The 24,980-nt window shown below is 41.3% G+C and carries 17 protein-coding genes; 9 read left to right on the forward strand and 8 right to left on the reverse strand.

Going from position 1 to position 24,980, the window contains the following annotated elements; all coding sequences use genetic code 11:
* Positions 1-364 precede the first annotated feature (364 nt).
* A complete protein-coding gene (locus MSTHT_RS06385) occupies positions 365-2,977 on the reverse strand; it encodes a right-handed parallel beta-helix repeat-containing protein (RefSeq protein ID WP_048167063.1) in 2,613 nt (870 codons plus the stop codon).
* 692 nt (positions 2,978-3,669) lie between these two features.
* Between MSTHT_RS06385 and MSTHT_RS06390 the strand changes: the two genes are divergently transcribed.
* Entirely contained in the window at positions 3,670-3,933 is a 264-nt protein-coding gene (locus tag MSTHT_RS06390; protein WP_048167064.1) for a hypothetical protein, read from the forward strand.
* A gap of 483 nt (positions 3,934-4,416) precedes the next feature.
* Positions 4,417-9,414, forward strand: a complete 4,998-nt coding sequence (locus tag MSTHT_RS06395; RefSeq protein ID WP_048167065.1) for a PKD domain-containing protein — start codon at positions 4,417-4,419, stop codon at positions 9,412-9,414.
* Between the two features lie 36 nt (positions 9,415-9,450).
* Here the strand turns inward: MSTHT_RS06395 and MSTHT_RS06400 are convergent, their stop codons facing one another.
* The 4 genes from MSTHT_RS06400 to MSTHT_RS06415 all read right to left on the reverse strand — a co-directional run bounded on the left by MSTHT_RS06400 (position 9,451) and on the right by MSTHT_RS06415 (position 12,557).
* Positions 9,451-10,134 carry a DUF5591 domain-containing protein gene (locus MSTHT_RS06400; RefSeq protein ID WP_048167066.1) on the reverse strand — a complete coding sequence of 228 codons (684 nt, stop codon included), beginning with the start codon at positions 10,132-10,134 and terminating at the stop codon, positions 9,451-9,453.
* Positions 10,135-10,364: 230 nt separating this feature from the next.
* On the reverse strand, positions 10,365-11,546 hold the full coding sequence (locus tag MSTHT_RS06405; RefSeq protein ID WP_048167067.1) for an aminotransferase class I/II-fold pyridoxal phosphate-dependent enzyme: 1,182 nt from the start codon (positions 11,544-11,546) through the stop codon (positions 10,365-10,367).
* Between the two features lie 74 nt (positions 11,547-11,620).
* Positions 11,621-12,112 carry an Lrp/AsnC family transcriptional regulator gene (locus MSTHT_RS06410; protein WP_048167068.1) on the reverse strand — a complete coding sequence of 164 codons (492 nt, stop codon included), beginning with the start codon at positions 12,110-12,112 and terminating at the stop codon, positions 11,621-11,623.
* A 67-nt stretch (positions 12,113-12,179) separates the two neighbouring features.
* The gene (locus MSTHT_RS06415; RefSeq protein WP_048167069.1) at positions 12,180-12,557 is read right to left on the reverse strand and encodes a 30S ribosomal protein S8e; all 378 of its coding nucleotides are present in this window, start codon (positions 12,555-12,557) and stop codon (positions 12,180-12,182) included.
* Between the two features lie 677 nt (positions 12,558-13,234).
* Here MSTHT_RS06415 and MSTHT_RS06420 point away from each other — a divergent pair.
* The 4 genes from MSTHT_RS06420 to MSTHT_RS06435 all read left to right on the forward strand — a co-directional run bounded on the left by MSTHT_RS06420 (position 13,235) and on the right by MSTHT_RS06435 (position 16,248).
* A complete protein-coding gene (locus tag MSTHT_RS06420) occupies positions 13,235-13,561 on the forward strand; it encodes a DUF6951 family protein (protein ID WP_048167070.1) in 327 nt (108 codons plus the stop codon).
* Positions 13,562-13,762: 201 nt separating this feature from the next.
* Positions 13,763-14,452 carry a DUF169 domain-containing protein gene (locus MSTHT_RS06425; RefSeq protein ID WP_048167071.1) on the forward strand — a complete coding sequence of 230 codons (690 nt, stop codon included), beginning with the start codon at positions 13,763-13,765 and terminating at the stop codon, positions 14,450-14,452.
* A 487-nt stretch (positions 14,453-14,939) separates the two neighbouring features.
* Positions 14,940-15,458, forward strand: a complete 519-nt coding sequence (locus MSTHT_RS06430; RefSeq protein ID WP_048167072.1) for an NOB1 family endonuclease — start codon at positions 14,940-14,942, stop codon at positions 15,456-15,458.
* Positions 15,459-15,633: 175 nt separating this feature from the next.
* Positions 15,634-16,248: an orotate phosphoribosyltransferase-like protein gene (locus tag MSTHT_RS06435; RefSeq protein WP_048167073.1), complete on the forward strand. Its 615-nt coding sequence runs from the start codon at positions 15,634-15,636 to the stop codon at positions 16,246-16,248.
* A gap of 300 nt (positions 16,249-16,548) precedes the next feature.
* On the opposite strand, the gene MSTHT_RS06440 is transcribed toward MSTHT_RS06435, so the two are convergent.
* Positions 16,549-18,681 carry a DHH family phosphoesterase gene (locus tag MSTHT_RS06440; RefSeq protein WP_048168427.1) on the reverse strand — a complete coding sequence of 711 codons (2,133 nt, stop codon included), beginning with the start codon at positions 18,679-18,681 and terminating at the stop codon, positions 16,549-16,551.
* Positions 18,682-19,243: 562 nt separating this feature from the next.
* On the opposite strand from MSTHT_RS06440, the gene MSTHT_RS06445 reads away from it, so the two are divergent.
* Both MSTHT_RS06445 and MSTHT_RS06450 read left to right on the forward strand, forming a co-directional pair.
* Positions 19,244-20,032 carry a slipin family protein gene (locus MSTHT_RS06445; protein WP_048167074.1) on the forward strand — a complete coding sequence of 263 codons (789 nt, stop codon included), beginning with the start codon at positions 19,244-19,246 and terminating at the stop codon, positions 20,030-20,032.
* 101 nt (positions 20,033-20,133) lie between these two features.
* Positions 20,134-21,438, forward strand: coding sequence for an NfeD family protein (locus tag MSTHT_RS06450; protein ID WP_048168428.1), 1,305 nt, complete (start codon positions 20,134-20,136; stop codon positions 21,436-21,438).
* A 69-nt stretch (positions 21,439-21,507) separates the two neighbouring features.
* Here the strand turns inward: MSTHT_RS06450 and MSTHT_RS06455 are convergent, their stop codons facing one another.
* Both MSTHT_RS06455 and hisH read right to left on the reverse strand, forming a co-directional pair.
* Complete coding sequence (locus tag MSTHT_RS06455; protein ID WP_048167075.1) at positions 21,508-22,833, reverse strand: AIR synthase-related protein; 1,326 nt, start codon at positions 22,831-22,833, stop codon at positions 21,508-21,510.
* Positions 22,834-23,109: 276 nt separating this feature from the next.
* Positions 23,110-23,718 (reverse strand): imidazole glycerol phosphate synthase subunit HisH, encoded by a 609-nt coding sequence (gene hisH, locus MSTHT_RS06460; RefSeq protein ID WP_048167076.1) that lies wholly within the window; start codon positions 23,716-23,718, stop codon positions 23,110-23,112.
* Between the two features lie 699 nt (positions 23,719-24,417).
* On the opposite strand from hisH, the gene MSTHT_RS06465 reads away from it, so the two are divergent.
* Complete coding sequence (locus MSTHT_RS06465; protein WP_048167077.1) at positions 24,418-24,903, forward strand: Ig-like domain-containing protein; 486 nt, start codon at positions 24,418-24,420, stop codon at positions 24,901-24,903.
* Positions 24,904-24,980 lie beyond the last annotated feature (77 nt).

Genomic DNA, 24,980 nt, shown 5'->3' on the forward strand with positions numbered 1-24,980 from the left:
GCAGGAAAGAGATAAGCTAAAAGCTCTTGTAGAAAAGTTACACCGAAAGACGCCCAGTAAATGCTTGAAATCTTTTATTATATGAAAACAGTTTTGCAGTCTACCTCGAAACTCCTGTAGGGCTGGAGTTTTTCCATGCTTCCATGATGAGGGCGAACAGGATAAAATCCAGTTTTTCCTTTATTCTTTTTGTTTATATATCCATTTTAATAATTGATTATTCATTCTTTTTAAATTTTTCGAATAAAAAAAGTACAGCTTCTTATAAATCCCTCTAAGAAGCTGTACAGCCCAGATTTCCGATCATGCAGCAGATCCCTGCTGCTAGTCTCCTAACAGTCAGGGAAACGCTCCTTTGCAGCTCTCAGGACTGATTTGTGGTACGAGGATCTGCAAGAGGCAGATAATCAACGCACTCTTTATCCACAACATAGGCTACATCACAGATACCATCGCCATCTTTGTCAGTATGAGTCTGGCTAAAGCCATCTCCTTCTGGTGTAGCCCAGTAATTCCCCCCACGATAATCCCCATTGAGGATATTCTCTGCCCGTACCAGGGTTGTGTTCAAGTTTGTACCTGTGTTTAAGCCTCTAAGATAGGTATTGTTTGTGTTGTTGAAATAATTATTATAAATCGAGCTGTTTCCGGATTCCAGCATGTAAAGTCCATATTCCGAGTTAGAGATAATCCTGTTGTTGTTTAAAATATTACTCTTTGAGAAGCCCATATAGATCCCAAGTCTGGAATTTGAGCTTATCCAGTTATCTGACAGTTGATTGGCAGTAGAATTTTTCAAGTAGATACCGAACGTATTATTCGATGCACTATTATTACTCAGGTTATTGTTGCTGGAAAAAGCAACCCACATTCCGTAATCGCTGTTAGATACAGTATTATTGACAAGTGTATTTTTGCTGGAATTGTGCAGGAAAATCGAGTTGTTGCTGCCCGATGCCGCATTATTAATTAGCATGCTTTCGACAGAATCCCATAAACTGATTCCGGTTCTAATACTGTTTAATGCAGTGTTGTCTGTAAGAACATTTCCACTTGATGCATTAATATGAATACCGATCCTGTTATTTAATGCTGTATTGCCATCTAGCTTATTATCGTTGCTGGAAGAGTACAGCCAGAAACCGTAGTTGCTAATGGATACGGTGTTATTATCAAGCAGATTTGAACTGGAATTCTCCAGAACGATAGAAGCATTATTTCTCGATGCTGTGGAATTACTCAATGTGTTTCCAACAGAATCCCATAGATAAATACCGGAGACTATGTTGTTTAATACCGTACTGTTATTAAGGATATTTCCGCTAGAAGTCTTTAGATAGGCACCGATTTCATTGTTCGACAGATTATTTCCGTTCAGAGTATTATTGTTGGAGGAATCTACCAGGATACCATAGTTGCTTCCAGATACCGAATTGTTGTTAAGTTTATTCTCCGTGGAACTGCGTAGAAGAATTAAGGTTCCATCCCCGGACACAGTATTATTGTCCAGTATATTGGTGCTGGAAGAGTCGAGGAGAATTCCAAATCCTGTTTCCGAACTTGAATTATTGAGAATGAGGGAACTGTTCTCACTAGAAGTATTTAAGTTATCTATGGAAGCATTTAATATGTCACAGTAGGTAGATATCTGATTATTTTCAATGTTGCAGTGTTTAACTCCATTAAGACGGATGCCTGCATTTGGGGAATTTACGGGGCTTGTTATATTCAGCCCGCGAATTGTCACTCCATCTGCAATAACATAGAAAACGTCATCCAAAGCGCTAGCTGCTCTAACAATGGTATCACCACTGCCACCGGGTTCGGAAGTAAGGGTTAAGTTTGTTACGTATACATCAACATTTTCTTCATAGATTCCCGGGAAAATAAGAATTGTGTCACCTGGGAATGCATTGTCTATTGCAGCCTGAATAGAGGTAAAATCAGCAGCCGATCCTGTACTGTTATTTACAGTAAGCGTTACAGGCTTTAATTCTTTGAGAGGGAGATAATCTGTGAGCTGGGTACCTTCAATGCTGTACTGGGAATCAAGAATTCCATCAAGGTCGGCATCCCGGACTCCCTGAGGATATGTAATCCCATCAGGGCTTGCCCAGACGTTACCTCCCAGGTAAGGGCCACCAGCTATGTTAATACCCTCGGTTCTGGTAATGTTCCAGATATTCATGTCCCTAATGGCATTGGATTTTACGTTCACTGTGTTATTAAAATAATTGTTGTAAATCAGATTGCCAGAAGTCTCGTAAATATGTATCCCAAGTTCCTCATTGAGAACTATATTATTATTCGCCAGGGTATTGCCGTTTGATTCACCTGTAAGAGAAATACCTTCTATATTTCCAGAGATTGTGTTATTCTCAATGATATTGTTAGGGGAGTCAAAAAGTGAGACGCCGCTACTGCAGTTTGAGATTGAGTTATTGCTCAAATTATTGTTCCAGCTTCCACTAATGCTGATGCCGGTGGTGCAGTCTGAGATTTCATTATTATCAATCGTGTTACGTGAACTTATCATATATAGATCGATACCACAGCTGTTATTGGACAGTTTATTGTTCTCAACGCGGCAGCCAATAACCCCAAAAAAGTGAATCCCAGCAGATTCGGACCCGTTAATACTAAAACCTTTAATGCTTACGTCGTTTGTCCAGATACTGAAAATATCCTGAGAACTATCGGCTGCCCGGATTATGGTATCGGAGAAATTTCCGGATTCTGAGACAATGGATACGTTCTTAGTAACTGCAATATTCTCTTCATAAATACCGGGTTTGACAATTATCTCATCCCCTGGATTTGCAGCATCTACTGCTTCCTGGATAGAAGTGAAGTTTACAGCCTGATCAGCACTGTTACCTACATAAATCACAGTAGCTGCTGCACTTCCTGCGGTCATCAGCTGAAGCGTGAGAGCTATTATAAAAATCATTCTGGATATTTCTTTTACTTGTTTCATGGTAAGCCCCGTAAAGAATTTTAAATTAAATAGCAAGATTTTGTCTTTTTAGCAATTGCCTGAGTTAATAACCGGATACGGGGGAATTTATGTAAGGTATCACAGGATATCCCGGATTAAGGATTTGATCTTGGATCATTTGGATCGATAATATCAGTTGATCGATAGATCAAAAGTGGACCGTAAAGAATTGGTCACCGTTACCCGTAAACCCCAGACTTTGAGGTCAGTCTTTAAAAATAAGACAAAAAGCAAACCAGACACTCAAAATAATTTTCTCGTTTTTACCCCCTATCCAGTTTCTTTCCCTGATGATTTCCCTGACTTAAAAGTGTATGATGACAGTATTTTCACCAGAGACTCTTATAAATTTTGTAAATTGTGTAATAATTAAAACTTGTAAAGTTATTTAAAGTTAACTGTATGGCTGAAAATATGCTCAAAAGGCAGACCTAAGAAAAGTAAAACCTCTACCACTTACAGCCTGTTCCGGGCAGGAGTTCGAAATCGGGCTCTTCATTGACTTGATAATCTTTAGCCTGGCTTGAAATTTTAAATTCACTAATATAATAAGGAAATTAAGTATAATAAAATTTTTAAATTCATGATAATAAAATAGGGAATATTAAAGTAGAATAATGAGGATATAAACAGATAGGAAGGGTTAATTTGAGTAGGTGGAGAGGGTTAGTTTGAATAGAGTCCTGCTTTCTTTTATACTCATCTTAATTTTTATATTCGATACATCGAACACTCAATTATATGCCGGAACAGAAACTGTGGCTCATGTGGATACAAATCCGTCAGAAAGCATTAAAGAAGCAAAAGTAAAACATAACAACAGCAGTGAAGTCTACAGGGATGGAATTGTAGATAATTTCGATAATTTTAGAAATCTAGGATTTCCGATCGAATATATCGGTTTCGCTTTCGCCCTCTTGCGTGCCGGTTTATAGAGATGCGTATAAAATGCTGCTGAAGAAATAAGAACTGGTACAGGAAAAAATACCATAGTTTACAGCTCTCACAATCTACATGCCTGGTTTTTAATTTTTCATTGTCCTCGACCTGGGCAGCAAATTTTAACCTCTAAAACCTCCTTTTTTGAAACTTTTTTAATGAGACTAGAAGTTTATGAAAATTAATTACACCAGTAAAATTTATTTTTGTTGAACTGTTAACAAAAGAAAGATTATTATATAGTAGTTTACAACTATTTTACATGGTTTTGGGGGAACTTTCTGACCTGCTATTTATATAGTCGCTTTGATTGTGATAATCACTTTAAGTCAAAAAACTCAGATTTCAAAAATTTAAACCTTAATTTCAACGAGTTTGATTCTGGTTTCGATGAATTGCTATAATATTCCAAATATCAACCAAGTCTCAAGTTTATTCAAATTGTCAACTAATTTATAATTCATATGTTGAGGGTCTGAATGGAAGGGGCAAGAAATAATAGAATATTTAGGGGGAATATCTTCAATAAAGTTTTAGGGACAACAGCACTTGCTTATTTAATTCTGGTAAGTATAGCGGGCGCCTCGCCATTTGCATATATTGCAAACGAAGAGAGTGATAATATCTCTGTGATTGACACCGCCACAGACAAAGTTAAGGCTACGATATCTGTAGGGTCAAATCCTGTGGGAGTTGCAATTAATCCGAATGGGACAAGGGTATACGTGGCAAATGCTCATAGCAATGATGTATCTGTAATTGACACGGCAACAAATACTGTTATAGCCACGGTGCATGCAGGAAGTTCTCCTAAAGGAATTGCAGTCAACCCGAATGGAAAAAGAGTATATGTAGCGAATGAAGGCAGTAACAATGTTTTTGTAATTGATACCGCCACAAATACTGTTGTAAGTAAAGTGATTACAGGGAAAAATCCTGCGGCAGTAGCAGTAAGTCCGGATGGAAAAAAGGCATATGTAACAAACTATGGGGAGAAAACGATCTCGGTAATTGACACTGCCACAAACAAGGTTACAGCCACAATATCCACAGGAAAAGGACCTGAGGAAATTGCGGTCACACCGGACGGAACTAAGGTATACCTGGTGAACTCCGATAACCGAAGCATCTCGGTGATCGACACAGCAACAAACCGCATTACCAGCATGATGAAAGTAAGGGGGATTCCTTCTGGAGTAGCAGTCAGCCCGGATGGAGCAAAGGTATATGTAGCCAGTAATGATGAAACTTTTAGCAGTATCCTGGTAATTGACACTTCTACAGACAAAGTTACAACCACGATACCTGTAGGACCCAATCCGGCAGGAGTAGCAGTCAGCCCGGATGGAAAAAAAGTATATGTAGCGATCAATCTCTATAACACAGTTTCTGTTATTGACACTGCAACCAATTCTATTACATCCACGATGCTTGTAGGAAGGAGCCCTCGTGTTTCAAGTCAGTCTATAGGTTCTATCCCGATACAGCCAGTTTACCCTCTGGCGGACTTTAGCAGCAATATTACATCAGATTATGTTTTTCTTTTAGAACCTGTGCAGTTTACCTGTCAATCGGAGAATGTAACAGAGTGGAGCTGGGACTTTGGAGACGGGTCTGGCTCTACAGAACAGAACCCCATACATACATATTCTGAGGTTGGAATCTATACCGTTACCCTGAAAGTAAGCAATCCAAATGGTACGGATACAAAGCTTGCTACAGCAAATGTTGTACCAAAAGGTGTTCCAGCATCTTCATATGCATATATTACGAACTTTAACAGCAACACAGTTTCTGTAATTAATACGAGTTCAAATACTGTTACAGCCACTGTACCTGTAGGAAAAAGCCCTCTTGGGGTTGCAGTCTCATTGGATGGAGCAAAAGTATACGTGGCGAACGTCAATTACAAGAGTCGTGGTACTGTCTCTGTAATTGATACCGCTACAAAAAAGGTTACAGCCACTATAGACATCGGGTACAAATACAGCCCTTGCGGAATTGCAGTCACGCCAGATGGGAAAAAAGTATTTGTGGCAAATCGTGATGTCAACAGTGTATCTATAATTGACACAGCTACAAACACGGTTATAGGCACTATACCTGCAGGAGCTAACCCACTTGGGGTTGCAATCACACCTGATGGAAAAAAAGCATATGTGACGAACCGCTATAGCAATAATATTTCTGTAATTGATACAGGCACAAACAAGGTTATAGCCTCTGTAAAAGCTGGACTTGGTCCCTTTGGGGTTACAGTTAACCAGGCGGGAACAAAACTATATGTTACGAATTGTGAAGATGACACCATTTCTGTAATTGACACAAATTCGGATACAATTACCGCCACACTGCCCGCAGGAAAATGGCCTATGGGAGTTGCAGTTTCCCCGGATGGAACAAAGGTATATGTGGTAAACGAAGGCAGTAACACTGTTTCCGTAATTGACACTGAAACAGAAACTGTTATAAATACTGTGAGAGTTGGAAGAAATCCTTATGGAATTGCAGTCAGCCCGGATGGAACAAAGGTATACGTAACTAACTTTGGCAGCGACGATAATCTAGGAAGAACGGTCTCTATAATCGACACAGCAAGAGGCAGGGTTATAGGCACGGTAAATACAGGTTTCAGCCCCATTGCTTTCGGTCAGTTCATAACTCCCATTCCACCACAGCCCTTACTTCCGTTTGCAAACTTCAGCAGTAATCTCACATCCGGTTATGCTCCCCTTTCTGTCCAGTTTACGGATCTCTCGAGGAATGTAGATAGGTGGAACTGGGACTTTGGGGATGGGTCCATCTCAAATCAGCAGAACCCAGCACACACTTACTCTATAGCAGGAAATTATAAAGTAACGCTTACAGTAAACAATGAAAACGGCACTGAATCTAGATCTGAAACAATAAATGTTCTGGCACATCCCGTATTTTCTGCATCGCCAACCTCAGGAAAAGCACCTCTTACTGTTAATTTTACTGATCATAGCACAGGCTCGCCAAACTCATGGAATTGGACTTTCGGAGATGGAACATATTCAACGAAAAAGAATCCTGCACACATATATAGAGAACCGGGGAGATATTCCGTTACATTGATATTAAACGGAACAGGGAACCCCAATAGAGTAACGAAATCAGACTATATCATGGTTTCAAATGGGAATGAAGCCCCTAATGCTGCTTTTTCTGCATCTCCAGTTTCAGGAAAAGCACCTCTTACGGTTAGTTTTACGGATGAAAGTACAGGATTCCCAACCTCAAGGAGGTGGACTTTTGGAGATGGCACATATTCAACAGGGGAGAACCCTGTACATACATACAGCAAAGCAGGATTATACTCTGTTACATTAACAGTAAGTAACGCAAATGGCACCAATACATTAACAAAATCCAACTATATTCTTGTTTCAAATGCTTTAGATGCTCCTGTCACCAGTTTCTCTGCATCTCCCATTTCAGGAAAAGTGCCGCTTACTGTTGATTTTACTGGTCAGGGAAAAGGAGCTCCAACTTCATGGAGATGGATTTTTGGAGATGGGAATAATTCAACAGAGAAAAATCCTGTATATACATACAATAAACCGGGACTCTATTCTGTGAGATTGACAGCAAGTAATGAGAAAGGCAGTAACACATTGACAAAGTCAAGATATATTGCGATCTCAAACGTCCTGGATGTTCCTGTTACCAGATTCTCTGCATCTCCAGTTTCAGGAAAAGCACCTCTTACTGTCAGTTTTACTGACCAGAGCACAGGGGTTGCAACTTCATGGAGATGGAATTTTGGAGATGGAAATACTTCAACAGAAAGAAATCCTGTACACACATACAATAAACCAGGACTATACAACGTTACATTGACAGCAAGTAACGCAAACGGCAGTAATTCATCGACTAAAGTCGGCTACATTGCTGTTTCAGATGTTTTAACTGCTCCTGTTGCCAATTTCTCTGCATCCCCCGCTTCAGGAAAAACACCTCTTACGGTTAGTTTTACCGACCAGAGCACATGGGAACCGACATCATGGAGATGGGATTTCGGGGATGGAAATAATTCAACTGAAAGAAACCCTGTGTACACATACAATGAACCAGGACTCTATTCTGTGAGATTGACAGCAGGTAATGCAAATGGCAGTAATAGGTTAACAAAGTTAGGCTATGTAAATATAAGCTCTGAAAACGGTGCTTTGATGTTGAATCATGGCGATACTGTTCCTGTAGCTGCCTTCTCAGTATCTCCAACTGAAGGAAGTATGCCGCTTACTGTCCGCTTTACTGACCAGAGTACAGGAGATCCAACCTCATGGAGATGGAATTTTGGGGATGGGAACACCTCAACAGAAAGAAATCCTGTACATACATACAATAAATCAGGGCGATACTCTGTTACATTGACAGCAAGCAATGCAAACGGCAGTAGCGTATTGACAAAATCAAGATATGTTATTGTCTCAAACGTTCTAAATACTCCTGTTTCCAAATTCTCTGCGTCTCCTTCATCAGGAAGCATGCCGCTTACTGTTCGTTTTACTGACCAGAGTACAGGAGATCCAACCTCATGGAGATGGAATTTTGGAGACGGAAATAGCTCAACAGAAAAGAATCCTGTACACACTTACAATAGATCAGGACTATACAATGTTACATTGACAACAAGTAATGTAAACGGCAGTAATGCACTGACAAGAACCGGCTATATCGCTGTTTCGAATACTTTAGCCGCTCCTGTTGCCGGTTTCTCTGCATCTACTACTTCGGGAAAAGCGCCTCTTACGGTTAGATTTACTGACCAGAGCACAGGAGATCCAACCTCATGGAGATGGACTTTCGGGGACGGAAATAATTCATCAGAGCGAAATCCTGTATACACATACCATAAGCCAGGTCTTTACTCTGTTTCATTGACCGCAAGCAATGCAAATGGAAGCAACGCATTGACAAAATCCAGATATATTGCTGTTTCAGGCATCCAAGATGTTCCTGTTACCAGATTCTCTGCATCTCCAGTTTCAGGAAAAGCTCCTCTTACTGTCAGTTTTACTGACCAGAGCACAGGGTCTCCAACTTCATGGAGATGGAATTTTGGAGACGGAAATACTTCAACAGAGAGAAATCCTGTACACACGTATAATAGATCAGGACTATACAATGTTACATTGACAACAAGTAATGAAAATGGCACTAACGTGTTAACAAAATCCAGTTATATTGCCGTTTCAAATTCCCTTGTCGCTGCGTTCTCTGCATATCCGACTTCAGGGTCTGCACCGCTTAATGTTAGTTTTACTGACAACAGCACTGGATCGCCAGCTTCATGGAGATGGAATTTTGGAGACGGAAATACTTCAACAGACAGGAATCCTGTACACACATACAGTAGATCAGGAAGTTATACTGTCAGTTTAACAGTAAATAATTCGGGGAATATCAGTACTGAAACCCGATCCAGATATATTGCTGTTAGTGGATAATGGAGGTAGATTTTAGAAAGTAAAAAGGGAAAATTCTTAAAGAACATACCAGTCTGTATCGTCGACCGAGAGGTCTTCCTTAAGGCCGACTTTTCTTTTTGGCAGCTTAAGAACATCGGTAATCGCATCGGAAAGATCCTGAAGATACTCTCTAGAAGAGAGGCTATTGTAAATGAAGGGCTTATTGGGCTGAATCATTTTCTGAATAGTTGATTCTTTCGGTACGATAATAACCTCTATATCGACCATTTCCACAGCTTTCTCCATTGCAGTACGGAAATCCCCGATACAGTAAGCTATCCTGTGCTTGTAGTTGTTCCTTGTTTTTTCAAGGTAAGCTGCAAGCCTTTCGCTTTCCATTTTAATGAAATCCCGCTTGATCTTTGATACATTACATTTTCCCATCATGAAACTGTAATGCATGAAAGGATACTGGGTATCAAGTTCCCTCGGCGTAACCCCGCAGGTTCCGAAGGTTACTATATGTACATCATCGGGTTTTGCAATCCCGAAGATCACCCTGTCGAATTTTTTATGAGAAGGGCTTTCATGATAGGGTTTCCTTTTGGCACAGGGCACGAAGATACAGAGTTCCCTGTATGGGGCTTCATACTCAGTCAGAACCCATTCATTGGCTCTTATCATATCCGGATGATAAATTACCCTATCAGTGTCAAGAGGTTCTTTAGAGCGTTCATTTTCAGGAATAATCGGCTTCATAAACTTCAAGCTAATTGAGTCTGGAAATTGTATATATAGTTAACTAATCTCGGCAGGCGCGGAGTTAGAGCACAGCTGCAGAATTGTAAGTTTAAAAGAAAATATTCTAAAAACCGAGCCAAACAAAAAAGAGTTAATTGAAAGATGAATAAGATTTGATAAAAGTATTGAAAGATAAACGAGATTTGATAAGAAGTATTGAAAAGACACATGGAAAGATCAGGCAGAATTTACTGTTTTAACCTATCAACAAAGTCTTCCATTCTTTCCAGGGCTTTTCTAATATCATCTATTGATGCTGCGTAGGCGCAGCGCAGAAAACCTTCACCTGCTTCTCCGAAAACATCTCCTGGGATTGTAACGACTTTCTTTTCATCCAGAAGGCGTTCTGCAAACTCGGAAGAAGAAAGACCGGTATTCCCGATGTAAGGGAATGCGTAAAATGCTCCTTTAGGGTTGCAGCACTCAAGCCCTATCCTGTTAAAACCCCTGACGATAAAGTGCCTGCGCCGGTCATATTCTCTGACCATCCTCTCCATTTCCTCGTTACCATTGCGGAGAGCTTCGATTGCTCCTATCTGAGCGGTTATGGGAGCACAAAGCATGGAATACTGGTGGATCATCATCATTGAGTGTATAATTTCAGGTGAGCCCATTGCAAAACCGAGCCTGAGCCCTGTCATTGCATAAGCTTTGGAGAATCCGTTGAGCATGACAGTACGATCTTTCATTCCGTCAAGAGAAGAAAATGGGACATGCTTACCTTCATAAGTGAGGCACTCGTAAACTTCGTCCGAAATAACAAACAGGTCGTTCTCCACAACAAGATCGGCAATGTCCTCAAGCTCTTCCTGTGTCATAATCGCTCCAGTTGGATTATTAGGGAAGTTGAGAATTATTGCCTTTGTTTTGTCTGTGATCGCAGGTTTGAGGGCTTCGGCAGTCAGGCTAAAATCATCTTCCCTGTATGTGGAAACAATAACAGGCTTACCCCCTGCAAGAATAACAGAAGGCACATATGCAACATACGCAGGCTGGACGATAATAACCTCATCGCCAGGATTGACAACTGTCCTTACTGCTATATCCAGAGCCTCACTTACCCCTGTTGTGATGAGTATCTCGGAGGAAGGGTCGTAGTCCAGCCCATAGCGCCTGTAATAGGTTCTGGAAAGTGCATCTCTGAGCTCTGGAAGCCCATAGTTTGAGGTATACGAGGTTTGCCCTTTTTCCAGGGAATGAATGCACATTTCACGGATGTGCCACGGAGTAATAAAGTCAGGCTCTCCTACACCAAGGGAGATTATATCCTCAAGTCCGGAAACTAGATCAAAAAAGCGGCGTATTCCCGAAGGTGGAATATTTTTCACAGCGTCGGCAACAAACTTAGAAGGATCGCATGGAGGTCTCAAGCAAAACACCCTATAGAAAACTATATGAGTACGTTAAATCGGAGAGGGGAGATCAGGCTTTAAGCCAGATCGTATTAAAACGACACTGGTAGCCTTTCAATCGTTTCAGGTTCATGAAGGATAACACCATCTTCTTTATAAGTCTTGAGTACGAAGTGGGTTGATGTGCTCTGTACCTGATCAAGGGTTGCAATTTTCTCTGCAACAAAAAAAGCCACATCCTTCATCGATTTCCCTCGGACGGTAAGGGATATATCATAGTCTCCGGATAACAGCCTGACTGATCTGACTTCCGGAAACTTGTAAATTCTTTCTGCAATTGCTTGATAGCCCTGATTGCGCTCGAGGGTTACCTTCAGCTCAATTACAGCATAAACATAGTTTTCCCCGACCAGGTCCCAATCAACTATGGTCTTATAGTGCCGGATAACTCCCGTCTCTTCAAGTTTTGCGATCGTCTGGGAAACCTCCTGTGCAGACATACCTGTAAGGGATGCAATTTCTTCCGGACTTGTTCGGGCATCGTTTTCAAGAATTTCCAGTATATGTCGAATTTTTTCATCCATGTAGGTCACCGGCACAAAGTAAGAGAATTTGATAAAGGGTTCTGTTTGCGGGAAAATTTAATTGAAATTATTCGATTAATACAGCGTTTACGACTCCGTCCTGCCCAGGTCTGCTTGTAACTCTCGCAGTTCCAAGGGAAGTCCTTATTATGGAGCCTTTTGTCAGAATGTTACGCCTTATGTAGTGCTTGTTTGCAGCATTGTCGACAACTGTCTCAATAGTGGTAGAAGTGGTCTTTCCGTCCTTGGGATTGGTCACATTTGCAACATTACACTGGAGAAGTCTTACTTTCCTGTTGCCACCCCTTGTGTGGATATTCTTCCTCTTTACTTCACTTATACGAGTTTCCGCAGATTCGCGGCCCATCTCGAACTTGCGCTTCCCGCGGGCAGCAATAACTTTCCCACCGGTCACTTTTCTTCTGGAGCTACCTTGCCATCTCATATTAAAACCTCATCGTGTGTTGAAATTGTTATCAGTGATTATCTTAATGATTATATCCTTAATGATTATTTCTGTACTTTTTGATTGTAAATATAATGTAATCCTGATGTGGTGATCGTGTCAGGGCAAAAGCATACCTGTCAGTAGCATAATTGCTCTGATTATAAATTAGCAGGAGTACATAATTAGCATATTTGCTATGGACTATTCAATACAAATAGAATCGTATAAGAACTTTGCGATCAGGTAGCCAGAGAAACCTCAATTTTTTCTCTTGCTCTGGTAGAGTTACCCCTCTCTGAAAGAGGGGACGAAAAGATTAGAAACAAAGATTACGGAACTTTAGATATAAATATTGAATTTAACCCAAAGTAGTAGTTATATGAATTTAAAGAAAAATAGAATAAGTTTAAAAATAATAAAAAAATAATTAATTAGAATAATAAAAATTAATGAATTAAAATAATAAAAATGAGTGGATCATTTTACAAAAATGAATGATCATTTTACAAAAATGAATGATCATTTTACTGGTTAAGTCATTTTACAGATTAAATCACTTTGCAGGTTAACACTGAGACATTAGTTTCTACTTAAATTATGACGCCCAAAAAGAGATGCAGTATTAGGAATGCAGCATTTCAGGTGAGAAAAAATAACGATTCGGAGAGAAAATATTGGTTACAGAGATCTCATTGAACACAGTATGTGGACATACGACAAAGATAATTGCTACAAAAGAAGGGAAAAATACTCACGTACATATTAAGACTTCATGTGAAAAACTCAGGAAATGGGGCGCACATTTTGATATGGATATGAAAGACCTCATGGGAGGACCCGAAACCATACTCAGCCAGAAAATGACTGAAGCCCCCCTTACACCTACCTGTCTAGTTCCGACAGCGGTAATGAATGCCTGCTGGCTTGAAAACGGCATGATTTCGAAGAATCTTGCCCGAAAAATGGGAAAGATGGAAATTATCTTTGATAAACTTGAGTGAATATTCCATATAACCCCATTATTCTCTTGGAGAGGTTCACGGTACGGAAGAGAAATTGAAGATCATGAGAGTACTGTGAAAAATTGTCTGTATACGTACAAACTCGGGAATGTTTATATCAAGGAGATTAACACTTAATAAATGTTAAAATAGCATTGCTATCTCAGAAGGAATAAAAGTCTCAAACCCCGAGTTGAGAATATGGATGTACAAGAAATAAATAAATATGGACAGGAAATGATAGAGTGCCTGAAACTCACAACTTCTCCGGTTGCAGTAAAACTGATTCCTAAAGGAGGAGAAATCCCGGAAGGGATTGCCAGAGTAGATGAAGCTATGAGACACTGCCAGTTGGTTGATAGGGTAAGAAGAACCGGCGAGGAATTTTATACCCTGCTCGAGGATCAGATGTGTAAAGGCGGAGCAGGTGCAATGGGTCTTGGGGAAATGCCCCCGAAAGTCGCAAGTGGAGAATTCTATTTTAAAGGGCTAAAACAATTCAGCACCCAGGGCGCTGCAAGGCGCACCCTTGAGATGGTGCCCAAACTTCCCGCAAACTCAACAGAAGCCATTATGTACTCTCCCCTGGAAAAAACTTCGTTTATACCGGATGTTGCTGTGGTGATCTGTACTCCCAGACAGGTTATGCTGCTTACTCAGGCTATGATGTATAAAACAGGCGGCAGGATTGAATCAAGTTTCGCAGGAAAACAGAGCCTGTGCTCGGACGGGGTTGTAAAGGTCTACAAAGAAGGAAAAATAGGGGTTACAGTCGGCTGCAGCGGAAGCAGAAACTATACCAAAATCGCAGATGAAGAAATGATAATGGGAATCCCGGTCGAACTCCTGGCTGATGTTGCCTCAGGTCTCAAAGCAATCTGCCCTGCATAAGCCTGAAAGCATTTCGCTCCCTCATATAAAAATTATTCATGCTCAACCCTTTCAAGATGTTTCCGGGAAAGAAACCTGTCGAGGGGGTATGAGCTTTTCTGTTTCGTAAAAACAACTGATAAACTTCGAGATATAAAATTCAAGAGACTGTCTCGCCGGCTATCATTTTTATAGTTCTTTACTGCATTGTCATCTGACTCTAATTTAACTATTACCAGTACAAGAAGAGCTGGTGCACGGAAAAGAGTTTACATCATAAATTAATTCATGATAGCCGAAAGGCGATATAATCTGTCAATAAATTCGCGGTTTATCCAGTAAAAAGAATATATCTTACCTAAACCAGTTCTCCAGTTAGTTCTCCAGTTATAACTCAGTTTTTTAGCCGTAATTAGCCCTCTTGAGTGCAAATAAAATTGATACTGCTCTCCCGAGATACAATTCGGGCAGGAATCAATTATATACTAAAAGAGAAAAGAGAAGAAAAATGACCTGTTACATAGCGGATTCAGCAGTATTTATAATGGGGAACTATGATCTGGACAGTTCTCTCATTATAACTGTTCCCTCGGTTGCGAATGAATTGAAAAGCAAGGACGCAGAGCTTCGTTTTGACCTTGCAAAAGAAAGAGGGTTGCGCGTAGAGTGGCCTGATCCCGAAATTGTAAAAGAAGTTCAGAAAATGGCTGAACTTACCCGGGACTCCGAAGAACTCTCAAAAACCGATATCGAAATCCTTTCAAAGGCTCTTGAATACAGGGGCAGATGCATACTGCTTACCGACGACTATGCGGTTCAGAACGTTGCCGTGCAGCTTGGGATTGATGTTAAGCCCATTGCCCAGAAAAAAATCAAAGATATAATTATCTGGCATAAGCAGTGCATAGGCTGCAGAAAATTTTTTGACAAAGGGGATATCTGTCCTATCTGCGGCTCACCTCTTAAAAAGAAAAGGAAAAGAAGTAGAAAAGAGAAGAGTCATCCTGATCTGAAGAAAAAGACATAACGCTTGATAAAGCTGAAGAAAAAGATATAATGCTTGATAATGTAATAATGTCTTTAATTGAGAGAATGTACATTTGAATGTAGTTTTCCAGGCAGTATTCCAGGTAGCGTTGTGAATAAGTTGTAAAACGTGCCGAAAAATACAGCCAGATAAAGATTCAGGTGGGAATGGAGGCATGAAGAATATAGAAGATTTAATTCAGAAAGCGGTAGAATTGCAAAGCAGTGGGCTTGTAACCGGCCAGATTGCCGACGAACTCAACGTCTCAAGGGAGACTGTCACCTGGCTTTTAACCCGCTCAAAAAAAGAAGTATCAGCCCCCGCTCCGAAGGATATTTCCGTAAACTGGAGCAATATAGGAAAGAGTGCTACCCGGCTCCACTACATCTCGCTTGCGCTCTGCGATATGGTGCTTGAGACTCTGGAAAAAACAAACTCCGAAGTTGATGTGGTTGTCGGTGTCGCCGCCAGCGGCATTCCCCTGGCAAGCATGATGGCAAATGAATTGGGAACTGACTTCGCCCTCTATCATTCCCGTAAAGGACAGGATGTAGTCCAGCCAGGCCAGAGAGGGACAATAAGCAGGAACTTCGGAAGCGTTGCTGGCAAAAACTGTGTGATTGTGGACGATGTTATCACCACAGGCTCTACAACTATGGAAGTTATCGAACAGCTTCGGGAAATGGGCGCAAAACCGAGGGTTGTAGTGGTTTTAGTAGACAAAAAAGGTGCAGACATGATTTTAAATGTACCGGTTCAGTCGCTTGTAAGGATTGTGCGCGTGGACTGAAAGGCAGAGTAAAAATAAATTTTCAGTAACCCTTTTTGCATGGAGACCTTTCATAGAGAAAGGTTTCCAAAGTTTTCCAAATTTATAGCTTTTTTAAGAGTTCTTACAGGAAGAGTTGATCTCCTAATTGAACCCCAGAAACAAATTATTAAGAACAAACCTTTTTAGAGTATATATTCCGAAGAACAGGTTTATTTAAAAACAGATTCTCTAAAGAACAGCGGAATTAAGATAAATTATTTAGACAGAGTTTTCTGTCTGAAGCAGGAAGAGGGAAGGAAAGAGACTTATTAAAGTCCTTTAATGCTGGATCTCTGCGACTGCTATCTTCTCGGCAAGCCGGGATAGCACTTCAGTCCTCATGCCTTCTACGAACTTGATGCTGCCCACGACAAGATGCCCTCCACCGCTGACGCCTGCACCTTTTATTTCTTCCCTGAGTTCCCTGACGATTTTCGGGATATTCATAAGCACACCCTTAGAACGGATGACTGCAAAGTCAGGTCCGTATCCTATTGTTACCACGGGTTTATCCGGATGCCTTTTAGTAAGCACGTCATGAACTTCCCCTGAGGTTTTTCCGGGTGGCGGGAAGGTGAATTTCTGTGCATAGTTCTCAACGTCTATCACATTCATAATAGCCCCATTCGCCAGCTTATGAGACTTGACATTAAAGAGACAGGTTTCGAGCTGTTCCTTTATCATGGCATTTGCCTGTTCGCAGAGCAGGGAAACCAGTTTCTTATGGGTTTCATGATCTCCCAGATCCAGAATGTCATCTATAAGACCCTTTCCACTGCTGAATTTTAGCCAGAACTGCTCATAATCCAGAGCGAGTGCCATATCTTTCAGTTCCTCAAGGCTGTAGCGGTCTGAGACAAGAGAGATATACTTTTCAGCTTCAGGGGCTTCAGAACGGTCTCCTACTGCCGAAACCGCTGGAAGATGTTTTATCGTATCACTGATATCAGGATTGATCATACGGGCGATTTCAGCACAGAGCATTCCGGAAGTAATCCCAAAATCCCCTCCTACATGCGCAGGGTTTACATGTCCTATAAGATACTGGTCAACAACCTCATCAGGATGATGATGGTCAATAACAAGCATATTAATTCCATATACTCTAGCCTGCCGCATGGAAGGAACATCTTCTTCAGTTGACCCGTTGTCAACGAGGATCACAAGCGGCATCTTCTGTCCGTGCCTTGAGAGATCCTCAAGTGCAAAAGAAATATCCCTCGTGACATCAGCAAGCTCATAAAAAGGAGCCTTGGAAGGAGCACGCTTGTAGAAATAATACTCTGCATCCGCGCCCCCAATTTCCGTAATAAGGGGAAGGATTGCCCTCTCAAGTGCAATCGCCGAAGTAATTCCATCAGCGTCCGCATGATGCCTTAGAATAATCGGGATTGAATGAAAGATAGCTTTTTTGATTTCTTTGGCGACATGGAGCATTCTGGGTTTGAGCTTCTCCAGAATCTCGCTTTCAATAAGGAAAGGAATATTCGCAGGAGCGGCTTTTTCGTCAATTACCTTCTCAACCCTGCCCCTAACTATTGCTTCCCTCTCGCCGGTCAGCAATTTCATGCTCATGACTTCGATCTGTACCTGGTCATCTCGCAGAGTCACTTCTCCGGTGATGGAGACAACCATTCCCGTATCAATGTGCGGATAGGATCTCTTCCCCGCACTCTCAAAAGCTGCACAGGGGACAAAGCCTCCTTCATCGCTAATAGTGAAAATAGTGGGTCCACTGGTTTGTTTTACCTGAATAACCTCTCCTTCAATTCTGATAAGCTTTCCCTTCATATTGGAGTCGATTTGAGCCGAGTTCTTAAGTGGAAGCTCCTTTTCAAGCTCGATGGTCTTGTATTTTTTGAGGGTTTTAGGAATCAAGTCCAGCTTTCCTCCGGCTTTAATGCTTTTTACCAGCACGATCACAGCATCCCCTACTTCCGGAGGAACTCCAACATTACTGGAATGCATAAGCCCTCTTACATGAGGGTTAAGATCTACAAAGACTCCGAAAGAAGCTTTACTGCTTACTATCCCATGATAAAGTTTCCCTGCCTCCACGTCTTTTAGGTCGCAGGATTCATCAAGTGCATAAACAAACTGAGTACGGGCACAGGAATCACATACTTCTTCCTCGGGATCACTGGGATCCTTAATGCGTTTTCCACAAACCATGCATGTGTATATCCTCCCGAGTCCCTCACAGGTCTCGCATGGAGTGGTCACCTCAATACTTCCTGTGCCATTACATTTCGCGCACACTGCGCCATTTTTCAAAAAATTATCAAGGTTTTTCTCTGACATTTTCATAAAGTCAATTGATTTGGATTTACCTTTTCCCTTACACTGAGGGCAGATACTGGTTGAAACTATTTTGTAGCCACGTCCGTGGCAGTCTAAACATTCCTTACTCATTAACATCAACACCAATGGTTCTTCCGAACCTTCGTTTTCTCGTTCTGCTGTCTGGGCACAGAATAAGTTCCTGACTGACAGCCTTGCTTTATCATTCATCTGTCAGTTTTTAAGTATACTGATCTGACTATTATACAGCTCGGCTCAGGAAAAAAATCAATATTATCCTAGTCCTTTCTTTCCCTGTTAACTCAATTTTTTCCTGTTTGTATTTTCTATATTTCAGATATAAGTATTTTCAGAGATAACTATTTATCAGAATGAATCTCAGAGAAGTTTCTTAATATTTTTCATGATAATCATACATATGCGTATCTAACATTTATTCTCAAACACTGCCTAAAGATCTGAAAAACTGAAATCTTAAGGAAAACCAAGGGAATCCTTACGCAAAAAACAATAAGTAAGCATATAGTTTTTCAGACATTTAGAGGGGACAGTATATAAGTTTTTTTAATGATGAATGCTTACTTTATAGAAACCTAAATTAATTATTCTAACAAAGAATACTTAATTATTATTTTCTAATCCAAACATTAATGGAATAAGAGGTCAAAAAATCATGAATATCTTTGCCAGTCAATTTGCCAGCCCACTTCTTCCTGTATTAATACTTGTGATATTAATACTCTCACAATCCATAAAAATGGTTAATGAATATGAGAGAGTGGTTATTTTCAGATTAGGCCGCCTTAGCGGCGTGAAAGGACCTGGAATCTTCTTTATTATCCCGATTATTGATAGGGCTATGAAAATAGATCTGAGAGTTGTTGCAATTGATGTTCCTAAACAGGCTGTGATCACCAGAGACAATGTGACAGTTGAAGTGGATGCCGTTATTTATTATAAGGTGGTGGAGCCTGGAGCCGCCATAACTCAGGTAGAAAACTATACGTTTGCAACCTCTACTCTCTCACAAACTACCCTTAGAGACGTTATGGGGCAGATGGAACTTGATGAGTTGCTTTCAGAAAGAGAGAGAATCAACAAGCAAATTCAGGAGCTTCTTGACGCATATACCGATCCATGGGGGATCAAGGTTACAGGAGTTACAATCAGGGACGTCGCCCTGCCTGAAACAATGAAACGAGCTATTGCCAAACAGGCTGAAGCCGAAAGAGAGAAACGTGCCCGAATTATCCTTGCGGAAGGAGAGTATCAGGCTGCCCAGAAAATGAAAGAGGCTGCTTCTCTTTATGAGGGAATACCTGCAGCAATCAAACTGAGAGAGCTACAAACTTTAGCCGAAATTGCCAGGGAAAAGAATCTCATAGTAGTTACACAGTCCCAGGCTATTGAAGCTGGAAATGTAGCAGCTTTATCTCAGGCTATGGGTGAAAGAAAAAAATAATAAAGGCAAACAGGGGTTGAAAGAAAGGGATAATAATGACAAAAAGAACAGAAGGAAATGGATAAGCAAAAGAGGACTGATAAGTGAAAGGACCGATAAATATGCCTGCAGAAAAGGCTTTCCATTTCCTATTTATCTTCTTCCTGTGCTTCGTTCTCACAGCTGACTTCATGCCCTCGGCAGAGGCAGGACCCCAAGAGAAAGTGCTTGTGCTTGAAATATCCGAGGCTATAACTCCGGCTTCGGATGATATTATAGCGGATGCGATAGAAAAAGCGGAAAACGGAAATTTTGAGGCTTTGGTAATCAGCCTGAATACCCCTGGAGGAGGACTGGATGAGACCCAGGAAATCATAAGGATAATTGAAAACACGAGTATGCCTGTTATCGGATATGTGCCCGAGAGTGGGAAAGCCTGGTCAGCCGGCACACTCATCCTTATAGGGACAGATATTGCTGCAATGGCACCGTTTACAGTTATCGGATCAGCCCAGCCAGTTCAGATGTCGGCAGAGGGGACAAAACCCGTAGAGGACGAAAAGATAATAAATGCACTTGTCAAATTTTCGGTTGCAACAGCCAGTAAGCACGGGAGAAATGAGACTTTTGCGGAAGAGGTTATAACGAAAAACAAAAATCTTGACGCGCAGGAAGCCCTCGATTCCGGCGTAATAGAATATGTGGCTCCTTCTATTCCGGACCTGCTGGTGCAGATTGACGGGCAGCAGATAAAGGGAAAAACGCTGCAAACCGAAAATGCGGGGATAGAGAACTATGAGCCTCCCTTTTCTCTTTCCTTATTAGGTTTAATCTCAAACCCGATTATTTCTTCCCTTCTCCTGACCATAGGGCTCTATGGAGTTATTTTCGGAATATCAAGCCCTGGAGTTGGGGCAGAAGTTTTAGGGATTATTTTAATCGTATTGGGGCTGATAGGCACAGGATTTGATATTAATATAGCAGCAGTCTTCCTTATCCTCGTAGGGATAGGGCTCTTGATTCTTGAAATCAAGTCTCCCGGATTCGGCGTCATGGGGCTTGCTGGGCTCATCAGCCTCATAATAGGAAGCCTGTTCCTTATACCTATAGGAAATGAAAACATTTATACTCCAGAATTCCGCAGACTCCTTGCTATAACGATTGTCGCTCCTACGATTGTTTTCGGGTTATTTCTGGTTTTTGCAGTCTACAAAGTAACCGAGATCAGAAAGAAAAAACCCGTAATTGGAGAGTTTATAGGTGAGACTGCCCAGTCCATAGACCCACTGGGACCTGAGAAACCAGGATACGTCCGCTTTAAAGGCGAATACTGGAAAGCTCGCTCTGAAGAAGAAATCGAACCGAAGACAGAGGTTGAAATTATCGGAAAAGTAAGGGAAGTGCTCATAGTAAAAAGGAAAGTGTAACTATTCTCCCCTCTTCCAGTTCAATTTCTATTCTAATCGATTTTTCCTTAAAACCATTTTAAAAAGGCTTTATTTCCTTCTTATTTTTTCCAGGACTTTTTGTTTCTTTTCAATTGCTTCAAGCGCAGCTTTATCGATTGCTGCTTTCATTTCCTCAAAGTCCTTGGGATTCTCATCTCCGTGAACCTTTTTCACAGGTGTGTAGGCAGACTCCCTAAATCTTGGTACAAATTCCCGGAGTTCGCCATTTAAGGAAATTTCAGCTCCGCTTCCTTTCTCAACACGTCCTATGACGTCAATCTCAATGCCTGCAGCCCTGACAGTACTGAGTATGTCATCAACATATTCAGGGGGGGCAATTACAAGCAGGGCGTCAAGTGAAACCCCGAGATAATCAATTTTCAAGTGCTCAAGCATTGAAAGCACCTTTGGGTTCACAAGAGCCCTTATTTTTTCTTCTTCAAAGACAAGTTTTACACCTGCGGTTTTTGAAATCTCCTTGGCATCGCCCCGGATTCCGCCATTGGTAACATCAGTCATGGAATGGACTTTTTTATGCAAATCGGATTGCAGCAGAGCCTCGCAGGCTTCCAGGAAGCGAATGTTAATGGTTTCTTCCACAACTTCATGCATCTCATAATAAAGCGCAGTTGTAGAAACCGTACCCCCGCCTGCTCCTTCGGTCATAAGGATAAGATCTCCTTCTCTGGCACGGTTCCGCGATGTAAGCGAAGAGGTTATGCCCACAGCTCCAACGCCGCCGGTCATGCGTTCACCGATAACCATGTCTCCGCCAATTCTGAGTGTGCTTCCCGTAATAAGGGGTACTCCGGTAAGTTCCGAGACCGTTGTTATGCCTGCAATGTGGTCGAATATTTTTGCGACATCTCCATCATCTGCTACATGAATGTCGGAAAGCATTGCCAGGGGGCGGGCTCCCATAGAATATACATCACGTAGAGCTGCCCTGGCTACGTGAAAGCCTGAGAGGAAAGGGAAGTCGCTCAGTCGAGAGTGAATACCATCAATCGTGACCACCAGATAGTTTTCACCGATTTTGACAACCCCTGAGTCATCAAGCTGGGAACTATCCACGACTGCACCTGTCTTCCCTATAACCTCTCCGAGCTTGGCGTGAACGTAGAAATCCCCTACGCCCCTGGAACCTACACCGAATTCTCCCATTGTAACCCCTGAAATAGTCGGGGCTAACACATCTCCTTCTACGTTAAGTGTTGCTTTTGCCTCACAAATGACCGCAGCCGCGATCTCATGAGCTTTCTCAGGGCTTATATTCTTAATTTCGAGGATTCTTGAAACCAGCTTTTCCTCAAGCCCTGCTTCATCTGAAGGGTCCTCCCTGAGAGCTCGTTTTGCATAACCTTCTATATCCATAGTAATCATCTCTTGCAGACTTTTCTGCCCTTAAAGATGGCAGGGCAGGATAGCCTGGCATTCAAGTATCAGTCAATTGATTTCACAAATAATCTGCTGATTTTAAGTAGTCTATTATTTTAAGTAATCTATTAATTTAATATGATTATTGTAAAAATCTTCAGGGATCAAACTTAATATCCTGAGACTCAGAATTCAGCTTTCCCAGGGATTATACATATTCCCGAAAATGAAATATAAACTCAGATATGGGGCATATTCCCCCGATAAATTATCTCAACATATTTCTACAAAGTTTTTCAGGATCTTTAATCCTATAGCTCCACTTTTCTCGGGGTGAAACTGGGTACCCATTACATTGCCTTTCGAGTTCACAACAGACGCCGAGAAATCCAGCCCGTAGTTGCAGGCTGCAAGCGTGTTTTCAGCCGCTGTGTCCACATAGTAGGAATGCACGAAATATACGAAAGAATTGTCAGGAATACCTTCAAACAGAGGATGATCCTGCTTGATGTTAAGATTGTTCCAGCCAATATGAGGTACCTTTAATTCAGACTTCGGAAAGCGCAGCACCTTGCCAGAGATAATATCAAGCCCATTGGTCAGCTTTCCTTCTTCAGAAGAACTCATGAGCACCTGCTGTCCGAGGCAGATCCCGAGCATAGGTCTTCCTGACCGAACGTACTCTTCTATAATCCCTTTAATGGGGGTAAGGCACTTCATAGCGTCCACAAAAGCGCCAACTCCTGGGAGGATTAAACCATCTGCGGCAAGAATCTCCTCAGGGTCCCCAGAGATTGTGGGATTGGATCCGGCGTGTTCTAGCCCCTTTTGAACACTGCGGAGGTTTCCAAGCCCGTAATCGAGAATCACAATTCTTCTCATAGCCCTAACAAATAAAGTTAAGATAGATTAACTTTTCGAGCAGGGGAAAGGGCAGCGGAATAATATTGAAAGGCAGCGGAAAACAATTGGAAGAAAGAAAGAGTAAGATAGAAAAAACTAGTAAATGATTAGAGAGATTGGAAAACGATTAGAAAAAGATGGAAAAATAATTAGAAAAAGATGAAGTACGATTAGGAAAAGATGAAGAATGATTAGAAAAAGATGGAAAAAATGGAAAAATTAGTAGCTATAAATTCTCTGCAATTAAGACCTGCCAGCCGGAAGACTGTAAGAGCTTTTTTCCCTCTCAAACATCACCTTGTATTTGCCACAACGTGTACATTCATAGCGTTTTTCTAGCACTGTCGGCAAAAAGAACAATGCCCCACTTTTTCGCTTCCATTTATGCAGTCCAAAAAAACACAAGAAACTAGGGTCACGATCCGATTCGCCTGAGTCATCAGAGCATTCCTGAGTCAAAAAACTGTTTCTCCTTGTTTCTATTGTTAAGGATATTATGCAACAGTAAGAATAGTATGTGGAAGGAACTATATAAACATATAGTTTTGTATGGAAAATATCAGAGAAATTTTCTATAAAAGATAAATTTTGATTAAAAATACATTGGTCGGGAGCGTTTAGCAAAAAATTAATACAGTTTAGAGTGAATAATTTAAGAAAGTATAATGGAGACAATACATGCAAAAATTCAGATTATTCAGACGTGATGAGAAAGCTATGGAGCTCCCGATTAATATAGTCGTTATGCTTGTTGTCGGGATGGTTGCCCTTGCAACGCTGATTTCGATCATTCCAACCCCGACAAAGGAGATGTCGGTGTTTGTGGAAAATGCAGGGCTTAGAGGAAGTACTCTTGCTAAAGGGAACTCAATAATAGTGGATTCCAGCACCGCAGAAAACCCTCTTGCTATAACCGTAGTGGTAAAAGCAACTGACAACGACGGAAATCCGGTACGGAATGCAAACGTTATTCTGAGAGGGCTTGGCGGGGCAGCCTCGAATACTACGGATGCCAACGGAATCGCTATCCTGACAACTCCAGATAACGCAAGAATCAGGCTTGATCCAAACCAGAACGAAGGGACAATGGATCTGAAGGTTGTGGCTGATGGTTTCTATGACTACGAGAAAAAGGATGCCATTATAATCATTAAGACGAGATGATTTGAGATCTTAGGGAAACAGAATTTAAGGCAATAAGACAGCTGCGCATAGTAAAAGAACTGCATAAAAGAACTGTA

The sequence above is a fragment of the Methanosarcina thermophila TM-1 genome (assembly GCF_000969885.1).
GTDB classification, from domain to species: domain Archaea; phylum Halobacteriota; class Methanosarcinia; order Methanosarcinales; family Methanosarcinaceae; genus Methanosarcina; species Methanosarcina thermophila.